The following is a 14,922-nucleotide window of genomic DNA, read 5'->3' on the forward strand; positions in this document are numbered from 1 at the left end:
AGGTTTGGCTCTGTCCGTGGGACCAAACAGCGCGCACAGTGGTCGGCGTGAGCATCGCCTTCCTGATCACCACGCTGGTCGTGGTCGCCACGCCCGGCACCGGCGTGGTCTACACCCTTTCCGCCGGGCTGGCCCGCGGGAGACGCGCGAGCGTCCTCGCCGCGACCGCCTGCACCCTCGGCATCGTCCCCCATATGATCGCCGCGATCACCGGCCTCGCCGCGCTGCTGCACGCGAGCGCGGTGGCGTTCGAGATCCTGAAGTACCTCGGTGTGGCGTACCTGCTCTACATGGCGTGGGCGACGCTGAAGGACAAGGAAGCCATCGTCGTGGAAGGCGATCCCGAACCCGCGTCCGCGCTGCGGACGATCACCTCCGGTGTGCTGATCAACGTGCTGAACCCGAAGCTGACGCTGTTCTTCTTCGCGTTCCTGCCCCAGTTCGTCCCGGCGGGCGAGCCTGGTTCGCTCCCCAGGATGCTGCTGCTGAGCGGGGTGTTCATGCTGGCGACGTTCGTGGTGTTCAGCGTGTACGGCGTCCTCGCCGCCGGCGTGCGGCACCACGTTCTTTCCCGGCCGCGCGTACTCGCCTGGCTCCGGCGGGTCTTCGCCGGTTCCTTCGCCGCGCTCGGCGCCAAACTCGCGTTCACCACCCAGTAGACAGGCCAGGCATGCGACTCGAGCACCACCCGGAAATCCGTTCCGCCCACCCCGGCCTCGCCGTCGGCACACTCCAAGCCACCGGGATCGCCCCGGAACTGCCGGTCGATCTCGGGAAGTTCGTCGCGCGGGCGACGCGGCGGCTCGCGGACGGCCCGGAGTCCGAGTTCCCCGAGATCCAGGCGTGGCGGCGGGCGTTCGCCAAAATGGGCCTGAAGCCGACGCAGTACCGCTGCGCGTCGGAGTCGTTGCTGCGCAGGCTGCGGAAAGAAGGCACGCTCCCCCGCATCCATCCGGTGATCGACCTCTGCAACGCGGTTTCGGTCGCCTACGCCATCCCGGTCGCGGTGCTCGACATCGCGAAGATCAGCGGCTCGCTGGAGGTCCGCCACGCGCGAGGCGACGAGAAGTACGTGACCTTCGCCGGCACGGTCGAGCAGCCGAACCCCGGCGAGGTGATCTTCGCCGACGAGGACGGCCAGGCCCACGCGCGGCGCTGGACGAACCGGCAGAGCGGGCACTCCGCGGTCTCCGCCACGACGTCCGACGTGCTGATCGTTTCCGAAGGACTGCACGCGACGGCGGCGGAGGACGTCCGGCTGCTGATCCAGGCCATCGCGGACGAGCTCGCGGCGGCAGGCGTCGTCACGAGGCCTTGAGCGCCTTCTCCAGACTCGCGCGGGTCATCTTCGAGCGTCCCTTGATGTCCCGTTCCCTCGCCAGCTTCTCCAGCTCCGCCTTCGACAACGAGGACAGGTCCTTCTTCGGCGCGGGTTTCTTCGCCCCGGACTTCTTCTTGGCCTTTCCGCTCTCCACACTCTTCGAAAGCGCCTCGAACAGGTCGACGACCTTCGTCGGCTCACCGGGCTCGGTGGCCGGCGTGATGGTGTCGCCCTTCTTCTTGGCCTTGATCAGCTCCCGGACACGGTCGGTGTAGGTGTCGCGGTACTCCTCGGGCCGCCAGTCGTCGCTCATCGCGTCGATCAGGTTGACGGCCATGTCGAGTTCCTTGCCGCGCGCCTTCGCCTTGCCGGGGAGGTCCGGCAGCTGCTCGGCGGGATCCCGCAGGTCGGCCGCGAAATGGAGGGTGTTGAGCACCATCACGCCGTCCCCGGAGCGGACCAGCGCCAGGTACTCGCGGCCGCGCATGACGAACTTCGCGATCCCAGCCTTGCCCGACGAGTCCATCGCCTCGAGAAGCAGCGCGTACGGACGCTCGAACTCGTCCTTCGCGGGCGCGAGCCAATAGGTCTTGTCGAAGAACATCGGATCGATGGCGTCCAGCTCGACGAAGCTCTCGATGTCGAGCGACTTCGACCGGCCGGGCGCGATCTCGTCCAGTTCCTCCGGCTCGACGACGACGTACTCGCCGCTGTCGAGTTCGTAACCCTTGACGATGTCCTCGTAACCGACTTCCTTACCGGTGCGCTCGTTCACCCGCCGGTACCGGATGCGGTCCTCGGTACCGCGCTGGAACTGGCGGAAGTGCACCGTATGGTCTTCGACCGCGCTGTACAGACGGACCGGCACGGTCACCAGACCGAGCGAAAGCGAACCGCTCCAGACCGGGCGCATGGGCACACACTCCTCTCCTCCAGCGACTGGTACCCGCGATCGCGGCGGATCACACCTGGTCAGAGGCTGAAGGCGAGGGACTGCAGGAGGACGACGCCGAGGAACACGAGGGTGAAGGCGAGGTCGAACGCCACGCCACCGGCCCGCACCGGGCGGACCACCCGGCGGACCGGCGCCAGCACGGGTTCGGTCAGCCGATGGGCGAAGTCGCGGACCCGGAACGCCCAGGAGGGCAGCCGCGTGGCGAGGTTGACGGCCCAGTCCAGCACCATCCGGACGATGAGCACGACCAGGAACAGGGTGAGCAGGACACCTGCGAGATCACCAAGAGCACTCATGACGGCACACTCCTCTTCGGTCCAGTGTGCCGCGCTTTGCTGGGAGCAGCCTGTGACAGGAAAAAAGGGCTACCAGGGCGGTTGGCCACCCCCAGTACGAAGGCCAACCGCCGCGGAGCCCCTACACACGGTTCGGCGCGCTGCCCCGTCGCTCCGACCCGCCAGCTGTGCCTCCAGCTTTCCAAGGGCCTGCATCGGAATTACATCGGCTCTCCACCGCCGGACATCCGCGCAGATCAGGGGCCATGGGGCGTAGAATCGGGAAGGTTTCAGGGCAGGCCCGCGCGCGCCCGTTAGGCCGAATGCAGTACGGCGCACCCCGCGCCGATCTGGCTGGAGGCCGAAGCGGTGGGCTAGGGTGCCGATCAGCCGGCGAACGGACTGGAGGTAGTGCGTGAGCACGCTCACGGCCTCGGACGACATAGTCGCATATGACCGCTGATCGTCTACCCGATTCGGCGGGATCGCCTCGAACCGCCGTCCAGAGTTCCCAGCTCGGCTTCTCCGTTCTCGGCCCGCTCGAAGCCGTGGTCGACGGCGTCCCCGTCCGGCTGGGCGGACGCCGTGAACAGCGTCTCCTCGCGGCCCTGCTGATCAACGCGGGCCGCTTGGTCCCGGTGTCGTACCTGATCGGCACGATGTGGCCCGAAGATCCGCCGAAGACCGCGGTCCGCCAGGTCAGCAACGCGATCGCGCGGCTACGGCACGACCTCGGGGTGGCCCGGTCCGCCGTGGTCACCACCGGTTCGGCGTACCGCGTCGTCATCAGCAGCGCCTCGCTCGACTCCGCCCGGTTCGAAGCCGACTACAACCAGGGCGCCGAACTCCTGGCGGCCGGGCTGATCTCCCAGGCGGCCGCCAAACTGGCCGGCGCGCTCTCGCTCTGGCGCGGCCCGGCGTTCGACGGTCTCGAAGGCGACGCCATCGAGCAGACGGCGCGGCGCCTCGACGAAGAACGGCTCGCCGCCAGCGAGCTCCTCATCGGCGCGAGGCTCCGGCTCGGCGAGACCGAGGCGGCGGCTCGCGAGGCTTTCGACCTCGCCGCCTGGCATCCCACCCGCGAAACCCTGCAGTGCCTCACCATGCTCGCGCTGTACCGGGCTGGCCGCGGCGCCGACGCGCTCCGGACGTTCGACCGGACCAGGATCGCGCTCGCCGAGGAACTCGGTGTCGACCCGAGCGCCGAGCTGAGCGCGCTCCACCAGCAGATCCTGCGCGCCGACGCCGAATTGACGGAGGACGGCGCCCTCGTCCGGTACGGCGTCGGCGGGCTCCGGGCCGGGATGGACACCGGCGGGCGGCGCGAGGACGCGGACGCGCAGAAGGCGCTCTTCCCCCGTCCCGCTCAGCTGCCCGCGGACCTCCCCGCGTTCGGCGGCCGCGCCGCGGAACTGCGGACCGTCCTCGAAATCGGCCAGGACCACTCCTCGGCGGGGCCGCGGCTGATCGCGATCGACGGTATGCCCGGGGTCGGGAAGACCGCGCTGGCCGTCCACGCCGCGCACCGGCTCGCCCCGCTGTTCCCGGACGGGCAGCTGTTCGTGAACCTCGAAGGGTTCTCGCCCGCCGGAGATCCGGTCGACCCGGGGACCGCGCTCGAGGCGCTGCTGCGGTCGCTCGGCATCCAGGGTTCGGACATCCCCGCCGGGACCGAGCAGCGCGCGGCGCTGTTCCGCAGCTGCCTCGCCGGCAAACGCGTGCTCCTGGTGCTGGACAACGCCATCGGGGCGGCGCAGGTGAGCCCGCTGCTGCCCGGTGCGGCGAGCTGCTGCGTGCTGATCACCAGCCGCACCCGGCTCGTGGACCTCGACGGCGCCGAACTGCTCTCGCTGGAACCGTTCAGCCGGGCCGACGCGGTGGACCTGCTCGGCCGGATCGTCGGGCCGTCCCGGTTGAAGCGGGAGTCCCCGGACGCGGCCGACCAGGTCGCGAGCCTGTGCGGGGATCTCCCGCTCGCGCTGGCCGTCACGGCGAGCAGGCTGCGCGCGCGGGCGTCGTGGACGCTCGACTTCGTCGCCAGGCAGCTGCGCGACGAACGGAACCGGTTCGGCGAGCTCACCGCCGGCGAACGCGACGTCGCGGGCGCGTTCCGGGTGTCCTATCTGAACTTGACGGAGACCGAACGCCGGGTGTTCCGCCGGTTGAGCCACCATCCCGGTGCCGCGTTCGATCTCCACTCGACGGCGGCCCTGGCCGAAGTGGACCTCGCCGAGGCCCGGCGGCTCGCCGAACGCCTCGTCGACGTGAACCTCTTGCGCCAGCCGTCGATGGACCGCTACGAAATGCACGACCTCCTCCGCAGCTACGGTCGCGAGCTCCTGCTCGCCGAGGAGCCGGAGCACCAGCGCGAAGCGATGATGCGGCGGCTGTTCGACTACTACCGCAGCACCGTCGCGGCCGCGATGGACTTCATCGACCCGGATTCCGAGGAGGAGCCGGGCGGCCTGGAGGTCCCGAAGAGCGAGTTCGGACAGTCCTTCGCGGACTACGACCAGGCCGCGCACTGGATGGACGCGCAATGGCAGAACGTGCTGCCGGTGGCCGTCGCGATGAACAACCATCAGCAGTACTCGGATCTCGTGCCCTTCTGTTCGGCCGTGTGGCGCTACTTCGACAACCGCGGCTACTACCGGCAGGCCAGGGAGCTGGAGACCCTCGCCCTGTCCGCCGCGCGGGTCACCGGGAACGTGGTCCTCGAGTACCAGGCCCTGCACATGTACGCGCTGACCCTCTGGCGGCTCAACGAGTTCACCGAGGCGAACCGCCTGTTCAACGAGGTGTTCGAACTGGCCGCGACCACCGGCGACATCCGGATGCAGTGCCGGGCCAGGGGCAACTCGGGGGTCACCCACTGGCTCAAGGGCGAGCCGGACGAGGCGATCGAACACCTCGGCTGGGTCCGCGAGACCGCCCACGCCAACGGCAGCGTGCTCATCGAGGCCCGCGCCAGGCACCGGATCGGGCTGATCCACACCGAGAGCAGGCGGTATCCCGAAGCCGCCGAGGAACTCGACCAGGCGCTGCGGCTGGCGCGGGAGAACGAATCACCCGATCTCGAGGCGGAATGCTTTATCGCCCTCGGTATCAATTCGCGCGGACTCGGCGACGGCGCGCTCGCGGTCAGCCAGTTGAGGACCGCGGTGGAAGTGCTCGAATCGACCGGGAATCGCAGCATGCTGCCCATCGCCCACAAGGAGATGGCGTTCGCGTTCGACATTCTCGGTGATCGACTGAATGCGGACCGTCATCGCCGGTTCGCATTGCGCCTCTACACCGATCTCGGCATTTCGGAGTCGCCCGAGGTTCGTGAACTCAAACAGCGCCTGAACGATTACTCGGCGTAATTAGCCGTTCTGCTCCGGTACTCTGTTGGCGTAGGTATATTCGCTTGACCGGAGTAACCGTTCACGGAGAGGATCAACGGCATGCACGATGAGGACGACGAGGAGTTCTTGTACGAGCTCGAAGCGGAGTACAAGGCGCAGAGCACCTGGGGCGGGTTCGAGCCGCCGCCGCACGGCGGACCTCCTTTCCGCTCGCGACGCTGAATGACCTTACGTATTCGGAAAGTATTACTGGGGACTGGGGCACAAGACATTCGATGCTGGTCAGGGTTTCCTCATGCGGAACGCTCTATTGGTCCGATGGTGACGTCGTCTGGGACGATCACCTCGGACATCGCCAGCTGAAACTCGCCGAAGGAACCGAACGCGTCCTGCGATGGTTCAGTTCTTGGCGAGAACCGGAATCGGTCCGCGACGCGGATGAAAATCCCGAGATCGGGGAAAGACTCGTCCGTATCGCGCGAGCGATGATCCGGTACGAAGTACTGGTGGTCAAAGGTTCTCATCGGCAACGACGCGAAGAAGAGATCCTCCGCGATTGGGGCCCTTGGGGAACGTCCGCACGGGCGTTTCACTTCGGCACGCGTTCGTTGCGCGAGACCGAGTTCACCACCAGCGAAACGACGGCGAAAACCTTGCTGGAGAAGGCGAAGGTCAGCCCTCCGCCTTCTCCGGTGAGGCCTTCGGGCGAGCACCACACGATCGTGCTTCCCGAACCGTCACCGGAACCACTGAACACGATCGGGCTCGGCGAAGCACTGAGCCGGCGCAGAAGTGTCCGCGAGTTCGGTGAAGAACCCGTGCGGCTGTGCGATTTGAGCGCGCTTCTCACGGCGGCAAGGGCGACGAGGCCGGAAACGCATCCCGACATCCCCGCGACGGGGAACGTGTTCAAGACGAGCCCGTCGGGCGGGGCGCGGCATCCGACAGAGGTGTACGTCTACGCGAGGAACGTCGAGGGCCTGGCCCGGGGCGTCTACCACTACGACGGCTTCCGGCACGGCCTCACCCCGCTGGACGGCAAGATCGACGACGACCAGCTGATCGCGCTCGCCGGCGACCAGCACTGGACCGGGAACGCCGGCGCGCTGCTGATCTACACCAGCGTCATCGAGCGGAACCAATGGAAGTACCCGGTGAGCCGCACGTACCGCGTGCTGCTGATGGACGTCGGCCACCTCAGCCAAACCGTGTACCTGCTGGCGACCGCGCTCGGACTGAACGTCACGTTCACCGCCGCGCTCCGCGACGAACTGGTCGAGGACCTCCTCGGCTGCGATCCGGCGAACGAGCTGGTGCTCGGTATGTCGGTGGTCGGCAATCGGTTGTGACGGTGGTCCTCGATCAACCCGTCGCCGTATTTCGGCGACGAGGCCTGAACCGTGAGGTTCGTTCGAGCCGCCAGGCTCCTCGAGGCGGGGTTCGTGCAGCGAGGGAGGCGAGCTGCCGCAGCTCCTTGCCCCGCCTTCAGGGTCCGGGTCGGTATCGGGCCGGGTTCTCAGCTGATCGCTTGGCCGTTTTCCGGCAACCGGGTCACGGTGGCGCCGCACACGAGCCGGTGTCAGTCACCGATGCCACGTCACGGGCGGAAACGTAGGTCCCGCCCTGCGGCCGATAGCGATCGCAACGCACAACGCTGTCGTCGTTTTCCGGCGACGGCTCAGAACGGCGGTGGTTCGTCAGCGCGGGGTTCGTGCAACGACGGAGGTGAGCTGTCGTACCTCTGCCCAGTGGGTGTGGTGATCGGGCGACGCGGTGGCAGCCGGGCCAGCGAAAAGCTCGCGGGATTATCGTTTACTCCGAGAAACGACTACACAGCCCGGCAGCGACAGCATCCACGCCCCCTGACCCATCGCCACTTCCCGACAACACCGTCGTCGTTTTCCGGCGACAGCTCAGAACGGCGGTGGTTCGTCGGTGCGGGGTTCGTGCAGTGGCGGTGGTGAGCTGTCGTACCTCTGTCCGGTGGGTGTGGTGATGGTGAGGGTGCCGTCCGAGCTCAGTTGGTAGTTCCAGCCGGGTTCGTCTTTCAACCTGTGGTCGCGGCGGCACAGATCGATGAGTTCGGTGTCGGCGGTATGCCCACCGTGCTGCCAGGGCAGTGAGTGGTCCAGGTCGCAGGCTTGGGCCACACGGTGGCAGCCAGGTCTTCGGCACTCACGATCCCGCACCCGCACGAACTCGTCCAGCCCCGCCGTCGGCCGATACCGGTTCCGACCAAGATCCAGAACCTGCCCAGAAAGCGGGTCGGTGATGATCCGCCGCAACACCGTATTCGGCCCACTCGCGATATGCCGGGCCAACGACGCCGGAATATGCCCATGCCCGGCCAACTCCGCAGGATCATCGTTCAACCCCAGATAGGTGTTCAGATCCATATAGAGGAACACCTCAGACCGCTCACTCTTCCCGCCCTGACCGCCCAGCAGAAGGTCAAGAGCGACATCCGCCCGCAACTGATCCAGCGTGCGTGTCTCCCCACCGGCCCTCAACGCACGCGCCTCACGATCGATCCGCGTATACGCGGCAGCCACCTTCTCCACAGGCCCGTCCTCGACCTCGATCGACGCCACTCCGGTTTCGCCGTGTCGCACAGTCAACCGGCGCCCGCCACGATTCCGCTCGGCACGCCGAGCGGCACCGTCACGGTCGGCCATCATCGCCGCATGACCAGCCGCCTTCCGGATCTGCTCCGAGTTCCGGCCCGGCAACCGATCCTCCAACACCGCGTCCACCGCACGCGCGTCCTCGTCGGACAACCACGCCGTGGCCGCGGCGACCTTCATCGCCCCGAACCCGCCCACCTTCCCCTGATCCAGCAACCCCAGCGTGCGCGGCAACCGGGTCGTCAACGCCTCAGCCGTCGACACCAGCCCAGCAGCATGACCGTCCACAACAGACAGAGCCAACGCCACCTCCTGCACCACACTGGCGGCACCATCACGATGACGGCTCAACCGCCCCAACGCACGAAACCGAACCGCCTCCAACCGCGCGATCCCCTCCGACGCCGCCACCGCGACATCCACGGCATCGTCATCCCCCAACGAATCCAGTAAAGCATTGACCTCCCGAAAAGCATCCGACGACGTGATTTCCTTCAATAGCGCCACAGTGGCGTTGAGAGTGTCCACACCCAGAACGTACAACCGACCACCGACAGTTTCCGGCGACAAGCGGCTCAAACCACGCCCGATGCCAAGAACTGTGGCACAGCAACGTAATCAACCTGTTCCGCCAGCCAAACCTCCCCCTCCTCAACGGAAATCGCCCCCACCCGGACCGCGACCTCCGCCAGCCCGCGAGCAAACGGCTCCCCACCGAGAAACCCGACGACCGCCTCCACTGAGACGTCACGGAACCCGCATCCGGTGAGCAGCCGCCGAAACCCGCGCGCGATCCGGGGCGCGGCGATCACCGAAGCCCGGGCACGCACGATCTCCCGCGTCAGCGCCGGATAGGAGGAGTCGATCATCAGGCCTTCCCAATCGGGCCCGGACAAGACGATCCGTCCACCTGGGACCAGAACCCGCCGCGCCTCCGCGAGAGCGAGCTCCGGCTCCGCCAGTTCATGGAACACCTTGTCCGCCCGGTAGCCCGCGAACCCGCCCTCCACTGGCAGCGCGCAGGCGTCGCCGAGCAGGAAATCCCCCTCAGGCGACCGTCGACGCGCTTCGTCGATCATCTCGGCCGAGAGGTCGACGCCGACAGCGCGGAAACCCCGCGACGACAACTCCGAGACGGCGAGCCCAGCACCACAGCCGACGTCGATCACCGCGTCACCCGGTTCGAGCCGGAGCAGTTCGTAGGTCCGGGCCCGCAGTTCGGCGGCTCCCGGCAGGGCATCGGCGGCGTCGAGCCGCTGCAACATGGACATACCCCGGATCGTCCGACTTAATGACGACATGAAGTCAAGCACCTTGAGCGTCGGCGAGGTCGCGGAGCGCTTCGGCCTGGCGACGCACGTCCTGCGCCATTGGGAATCCGTGGGCCTGCTCAAGCCGGCGCGGACGGGCGATCGGCGGCGGTACGACGACAACGACCTCTACCGGATCGCGATCATCCTGCGCGCGAAGGAAGCGGGGCTGAGTCTCGGCGGCATCCGCGAGATGTTCCAGAAGCCCAGCGAGCGCGAAGCGATCCTCAAGCACCACAAGCAAGAACTCGAGCGACGTATCGCGACCGCGCAGGCCTCGCTGGCGATCATCGACTGTGCTCTCGGATGCGAGCACGACGACTTCACCCAGTGTGCGCATTTCCGGGAGGCGGTGGCACGGGCCGGTTGATCCCGGGCCCGTGCCACCGTCCCGCTCAGCCGAGCAGCGCGCGCATTTCGGTGATCTCGGCCTGCTGACCGTCGATCACCTTCTGCGCCAAGGCTTTCACCTCGGCGTTACTTCCCTGCTGCAGCGCGGTCTTCGCCATTTCGAGCGCGCCTTCGTGATGCTTGACCATCATCTCCAGCCACTGCTTGTCGAAGGCGGCGTCCTTGGCCTTGCCGAGTTTCGCGAGATCGTCCTCGGTCATCATGCCGGACGCCGAGCCGTGTCCGGAGTGCTCGCCCGACGGCGCCACTCCCCAGCCCTTCAACAATCCGTTCAGCTGCTGGATCTCCGGATCTTGTGCCTTCTGGATCCGGGCGGCGAGGTCGACGACCTTCGCGTTCCGGGTGCGGCCGTCGACGAGTTTCGCCATCGCGAGCGCCTGTTCGTGATGCGGGATCATCCCTTGCGCGAACGTGACGTCGGCCTGGTTGTGGCCGGCCTGCTGGGGGTCCGGCGCCTTCACGGTGGACATGTCGTGCCCGGTGGAAGCGGTGTCGGAGCTGGCGCATCCGGTGAGCACGGCGAAGGAGGCCAGGGCGGCGAGTGCCGCTCCGACCAGTTTCCTGCTGGTCATGGTTCTTCCTCGAATCGGTTTCGGGCAGGGCGGGACGAACCCGCCTGTCACACCCGCAACACGCAGAGGAGGGACAACTTCTCCGGTACCGGTCTCCAGCGGGGCGGATCACGGCCCGACGCCGAACCGCCCGCCCGCCGTGACTTCCACGTCGCCGCCGTCCGTCCATCGCGGACGAGCAGCCAGGTGACGATCAGCAGCACACCCGCGGCGAGCACCGCGAGGCACAGGTGCAGTCCACTGTGTCCACCGTCGTCGTGCGAAGGCGTGTCCGCGCAACAGGGATCCGCCATCGCGACGGCGGAGTGCCCCGCGTCGTGGCCGGACTCGGCGACGACGTGGTGCATGCCGACGAGCCCCAGCGCCACCACGCACAGCAGCAGCCACCGCAGGAGGGCCGGGCGCGAGGACTGGGTCACGGCTCCACCGTAGCCGGATTCAGCGCGCCGCCGGACGGTGGGGTTTCGCCGCCGAATGCAGTGCCGGGATGTCGCGATCGATGTGGTCGGCGTGGAACAACGCCTGCGCGAGCAGGCCACGGACGTGATCGTTGGCCGCCGAGTAATAGACGAACGTCCCCTCACGGCGGCCTTTCACCACGCCCGCGAGCCGCAGTTTCGCGAGGTGCTGGCTGACCGCCGTCGGCGCCGCGCCCGCCAGCTCCGCGAGACAGGCGACCGAGGACTCGCCCTGCAGGAGCGCCCAGAGGACCTTCACCCTCGTCGGATCCGCGAGCAGCCGGAACGTCTCCGCGGCCAGGTGGACCTGTTCCTCGGTGGGCATCTCGAAATCCGGAACCGACTCGTGCATACCAGGAGGATAGCCGCTATCCTTCTGGCTGCGTACCTGCATGACTGCGCAGGTATCAGAACAGTGAGGTGGAAGATGCCCGGGCATGGACACAGTCATGGCCACCAGCCTGCGAAGAGCCGTCTCCGGCACCTTCTGACCCCGCACAGCCACGACAGCGCAGACCGCGTCGACAGCGCGTTGGAGACCAGCAAACGCGGCGTCCGGACGCTGATCTGGTCGTTCGCCGCCCTGTTCGTCACCGCCGTCGTCCAGCTCGCGCTCGTGCTGATCACCGGATCGGTGGCCCTGCTCGGCGACACGATCCACAACTTCGCCGACGCGCTGACCGCGCTCCCGCTCGGCATCGCCTTCCTGCTCGGCCGCCGCGCCGCCACCCGCCGCTACACCTATGGGCTCGGCCGCGCCGAAGACCTGGCCGGTGTGCTCGTCGTGCTGCTCATCGCCGCTTCGGCCTTCCTCGCCGGGTACGAATCCGTGCAGCGGCTGCTCGATCCGCGGCCGGTCCAGCATCTGTGGGTGGTCGCGGCGGCGGGGGTCATCGGCTTCGCGGGCAACGAACTCGTGGCCCGGTACCGGATCACCGTCGGCCGCGAGATCGGCTCGGCCGCACTGGTCGCGGACGGCCTGCATGCCCGCACCGACGGGTTCACGTCGCTCGCCGTCGTGCTCGGCGCCGTCGGGGTGGGGCTGGGGTTCCCGATGGCCGACCCGATCATCGGTCTCGCCATCACCGTCGCGATCCTGTTCGTCCTGCGCGACGCGGCCAAGGAGGTCTTCCGCCGCCTGATGGACGCCGTCGACCCGGCCGACGTCGATCGTGCCGAACACGCGGCCGCCGAGGTCCCCGGCGTGCTCGGCACGCGGGACCTGCGGATGCGCTGGATCGGGCACAGTCTGCGCGCGGAGCTGGCGGTGTCGGTCGAGGCGGGGCTGACGGTCACCGAGGCGCACCGCCTTGCCCACCGCGTCGAGGCGCGGCTGCGTGAGGTCCTCCCTCGGCTCGCGGAGGCGGTCGTGCACACCGAACCGGTGAACGCCCATGAGATCGTCAGCGGGTGACGCCGTCCGACAACGACATCCGCGCCGTCCGAGCCCGCGCGCAACTGCTGACCGCTCCGGCCACGGACGTACTCACCGTCGCCGGTTCCGTCGCCGCCGTCCAGGCGCAGTCGACGCCCGCCGCGCGGCTCGCCTTCCGCGCCCGAAGCCGGGGCCTGACCGGGCAGGACGTCGACGCGTCCCGCGAGGTGACGCGCACCTGGCTGATGCGCAAGACGCTCCACATGGTCCCGACGGTGGATCTCCGCTGGCTGAACCGGCTGTTCGGGCCGCGAAACGTCCAAGCGGGTCAGGGACGCCGCCGACAGCTGGGACTCACCGGCGAGATCTGCGAGCGAGCGCTCGGCAAGCTCCAGGATCTCTTGCGCGGCAAGGCGCTCACCCGCCAAGAGATCCTCGGCGGTTTGGCCGCCGACGGCATAGCGCTCGACGCGAAGTCTCAAGCCCCCGCCCATCTCCTGGCCTACGCGGCCAATCGTGGACTGCTGTGCCGAGGCCACGACGCCGGGACGGAGCCGACGTACGTACTCCTCGACGAATGGGCCACCGAGGACCATGCCCCGGCGGAACCGCATACCGAACTCGCCCACCGGTACCTGACCGCGTACGGCATCGCGACCGTCGAGGACTTCGGCGCCTGGTCCGGGCTCCCGCTCGGCCTCTGCCGCAAGGCTTTCGCCGCGCTGGAGCTCGTGCCCGCCGGTGGCGGCTTCGCCCTTTCTCAGACCGAGCTGACCGCTCCCCCATGTCCACCGCGTCTGCTCGGCGCCTTCGACACGTACCTGCTGGGCTACCGCGACCGCGATCTGCTCCTCGACCCGGCCGAGGCGAAACGCGTCAACGCCGGCGGCGGGATGATCGCGCCGACCGTACTGGTCGATGGCCGGATCGCCGGAACCTGGCACACCAAGCGGACCGCGAAGCAGACGAAGGTCGTCGTGGAGCCCTTCGCCGTGCTTCCGCGATCCGCCGTCACCGGCCTGGAGTCCGAAGTGGACGATTACGGCCGTTTTCTCGGCGAGACGGCCGTCCTCGTCATTTGAGGGAGCGGAAGAACTCCCGCACGTCCGAGACCAGGATCTCGGGCTCTTCCAACGCCGCGAAATGCCCGCCGCGATCGACGTCGGTCCACCGCACGATCGTGTGGGCGTCCTCGGCATACCGCCGGATCCCGACGTCGTGGGCGAAGATCAGCGCCGCCGTCGGCACGCCTGAGTTCTTCTCGACGGCTCCCCAGGTTTCAGCCTGCGCGTAGCCGACGTACGCGGACGAAGCGGCGGTACCGGTCAGCCAGGTGAACATGACGTTGGTCAGCAGCCGGTCCCTGCCGATGATCTCCTCCGGCAGGGTCGGGCGCGGGTGCGTCCACTCGCGGAACTTGTCCATGATCCAGGCCAGCTGCGCGACCGGGGAGTCGACGAGCCCGTAGCCGAGGGTCTGCGGCCGCGTCGACTGGATCGCGATGTAGCCGAACTCCTCCTGCATGAAAGCGCCGATCCGCTTGACGCGGTCACGTTCGACGTCGGTGAGCGAAGCGAACTCCTCGTCCGGCAACGACATCGGGGGCATCGGGGTCAGCCCGCCGTTGACGTGCACGCCGATCACCTTGTCCGGCGCGGACCTGGCCACCTCCGGCGACACCGAGGCGCCGAGGTCACCACCCTGCACGCCGTAGCGTTCATAGCCGAGCCGTCGCATCAGTTCCGCCCACGCCCGGCCGATCCGCGGCATGGTCCACCCTGAATCCGAGACAGGGCCCGAAAAACCGAAGCCCGGAAGCGACGGGATCACGAGGTGGAACGCGTCCGCCGGGTCGCCGCCGTACGCTTTCGGGTCCGTGAGCGGACCGATGACGTCGAGGAACTCCACCACCGAACCCGGCCAGCCGTGCGTGAGGATCAGCGGCGTCGCATCGGCTTCCGGCGAGCGGACGTGCAGGAAGTGGATCCGTTGCCCGTCGATGACCGTGGTGAACTGCGGATGCCGGTTGATCTCGCGTTCTTCGGCGCGCCAGTCGTAGCCGTCGCGCCAGTATTCGGCGAGTCCGCGCAGCCACGCCACCGGCACTCCGGTGTCCCAGCCGTCGCCGGGGAGCGGGGCGGGCCAGCGCGTGCTGCCGAGCTTCGCGTGCAGCTCGTCCAACTGCTCCTGAGGGATGTCGATGCGGAAGGGGCGGATCTCGGTGTTTTCCATAAAGCCCACGTTACGAGGCATTGCGGACAGGTTCGGTCCTCG

General features: G+C 68.1%; 16 protein-coding genes. 8 read left to right on the forward strand and 8 right to left on the reverse strand.

All coding sequences use genetic code 11. The annotated features are described in order from the left end of the window. Positions 1 to 47: 47 nt before the first annotated feature. Complete coding sequence (locus tag ACFWIW_RS14255) at positions 48 to 659, forward strand: LysE family translocator (RefSeq protein ID WP_378368829.1); 612 nt, start codon at positions 48 to 50, stop codon at positions 657 to 659. 11 nt (positions 660 to 670) lie between these two features. Further along, positions 671 to 1,318 (forward strand): B3/4 domain-containing protein, encoded by a 648-nt coding sequence (locus ACFWIW_RS14260; RefSeq protein ID WP_378368830.1) that lies wholly within the window; start codon positions 671 to 673, stop codon positions 1,316 to 1,318. On the opposite strand, the gene ACFWIW_RS14265 is transcribed toward ACFWIW_RS14260, so the two are convergent. Next, on the reverse strand, positions 1,305 to 2,234 hold the full coding sequence (locus tag ACFWIW_RS14265) for a Ku protein (RefSeq protein ID WP_378368831.1): 930 nt from the start codon (positions 2,232 to 2,234) through the stop codon (positions 1,305 to 1,307). The genes ACFWIW_RS14260 and ACFWIW_RS14265 overlap by 14 nt on opposite strands. A 59-nt stretch (positions 2,235 to 2,293) precedes the next feature. Beyond that, positions 2,294 to 2,572 (reverse strand): YggT family protein, encoded by a 279-nt coding sequence (locus ACFWIW_RS14270; RefSeq protein WP_378368832.1) that lies wholly within the window; start codon positions 2,570 to 2,572, stop codon positions 2,294 to 2,296. 431 nt (positions 2,573 to 3,003) lie between these two features. Between ACFWIW_RS14270 and ACFWIW_RS14275 the strand changes: the two genes are divergently transcribed. The 3 genes from ACFWIW_RS14275 to ACFWIW_RS14285 all read left to right on the forward strand — a co-directional run bounded on the left by ACFWIW_RS14275 (position 3,004) and on the right by ACFWIW_RS14285 (position 7,247). Further along, positions 3,004 to 5,916: a BTAD domain-containing putative transcriptional regulator gene (locus ACFWIW_RS14275; RefSeq protein WP_378368833.1), complete on the forward strand. Its 2,913-nt coding sequence runs from the start codon at positions 3,004 to 3,006 to the stop codon at positions 5,914 to 5,916. A gap of 81 nt (positions 5,917 to 5,997) precedes the next feature. After that, positions 5,998 to 6,120, forward strand: a complete 123-nt coding sequence (locus tag ACFWIW_RS14280; RefSeq protein WP_378368834.1) for a hypothetical protein — start codon at positions 5,998 to 6,000, stop codon at positions 6,118 to 6,120. 263 nt (positions 6,121 to 6,383) lie between these two features. Then, a complete protein-coding gene (locus ACFWIW_RS14285) occupies positions 6,384 to 7,247 on the forward strand; it encodes a SagB/ThcOx family dehydrogenase (RefSeq protein WP_378368835.1) in 864 nt (287 codons plus the stop codon). 564 nt (positions 7,248 to 7,811) lie between these two features. Here the strand turns inward: ACFWIW_RS14285 and ACFWIW_RS14290 are convergent. Together ACFWIW_RS14290 and ACFWIW_RS14295 are read right to left on the reverse strand one after the other, a co-directional pair. Then, complete coding sequence (locus ACFWIW_RS14290) at positions 7,812 to 8,972, reverse strand: DUF222 domain-containing protein (RefSeq protein ID WP_378368934.1); 1,161 nt, start codon at positions 8,970 to 8,972, stop codon at positions 7,812 to 7,814. Positions 8,973 to 9,097: 125 nt separating this feature from the next. Further along, a complete protein-coding gene (locus tag ACFWIW_RS14295; RefSeq protein WP_378368836.1) occupies positions 9,098 to 9,793 on the reverse strand; it encodes a methyltransferase domain-containing protein in 696 nt (231 codons plus the stop codon). Between the two features lie 28 nt (positions 9,794 to 9,821). On the opposite strand from ACFWIW_RS14295, the gene ACFWIW_RS14300 reads away from it, so the two are divergent. Then, complete coding sequence (locus tag ACFWIW_RS14300; RefSeq protein WP_378368837.1) at positions 9,822 to 10,202, forward strand: MerR family transcriptional regulator; 381 nt, start codon at positions 9,822 to 9,824, stop codon at positions 10,200 to 10,202. Positions 10,203 to 10,227: 25 nt separating this feature from the next. Here ACFWIW_RS14300 and ACFWIW_RS14305 read toward each other — a convergent pair whose 3' ends face one another. From ACFWIW_RS14305 to ACFWIW_RS14315, 3 genes are read right to left on the reverse strand one after another with little or no spacing between them, the layout of a single operon-like run. Beyond that, a complete protein-coding gene (locus ACFWIW_RS14305; RefSeq protein WP_378368838.1) occupies positions 10,228 to 10,815 on the reverse strand; it encodes a DUF305 domain-containing protein in 588 nt (195 codons plus the stop codon). A gap of 47 nt (positions 10,816 to 10,862) precedes the next feature. Further along, on the reverse strand, positions 10,863 to 11,234 hold the full coding sequence (locus ACFWIW_RS14310; protein WP_378368839.1) for a DUF6153 family protein: 372 nt from the start codon (positions 11,232 to 11,234) through the stop codon (positions 10,863 to 10,865). Between the two features lie 19 nt (positions 11,235 to 11,253). Further along, complete coding sequence (locus tag ACFWIW_RS14315) at positions 11,254 to 11,625, reverse strand: metalloregulator ArsR/SmtB family transcription factor (protein WP_240593811.1); 372 nt, start codon at positions 11,623 to 11,625, stop codon at positions 11,254 to 11,256. A 75-nt stretch (positions 11,626 to 11,700) separates the two neighbouring features. On the opposite strand from ACFWIW_RS14315, the gene ACFWIW_RS14320 reads away from it, so the two are divergent. After that, a complete protein-coding gene (locus ACFWIW_RS14320; protein WP_378368840.1) occupies positions 11,701 to 12,687 on the forward strand; it encodes a cation diffusion facilitator family transporter in 987 nt (328 codons plus the stop codon). After that, positions 12,684 to 13,730, forward strand: a complete 1,047-nt coding sequence (locus ACFWIW_RS14325; RefSeq protein WP_378368841.1) for a winged helix DNA-binding domain-containing protein — start codon at positions 12,684 to 12,686, stop codon at positions 13,728 to 13,730. Before ACFWIW_RS14320 ends, ACFWIW_RS14325 begins: the two co-directional genes overlap by 4 nt. Here the strand turns inward: ACFWIW_RS14325 and ACFWIW_RS14330 are convergent. After that, positions 13,723 to 14,880 carry an epoxide hydrolase family protein gene (locus ACFWIW_RS14330; protein WP_378368842.1) on the reverse strand — a complete coding sequence of 386 codons (1,158 nt, stop codon included), beginning with the start codon at positions 14,878 to 14,880 and terminating at the stop codon, positions 13,723 to 13,725. The genes ACFWIW_RS14325 and ACFWIW_RS14330 overlap by 8 nt on opposite strands. Positions 14,881 to 14,922 lie beyond the last annotated feature (42 nt).

It is taken from the genome of Amycolatopsis sp. NPDC058340, from assembly GCF_042723975.1.
In the GTDB taxonomy this organism is placed as follows: Bacteria; Actinomycetota; Actinomycetes; order Mycobacteriales; family Pseudonocardiaceae; genus Amycolatopsis.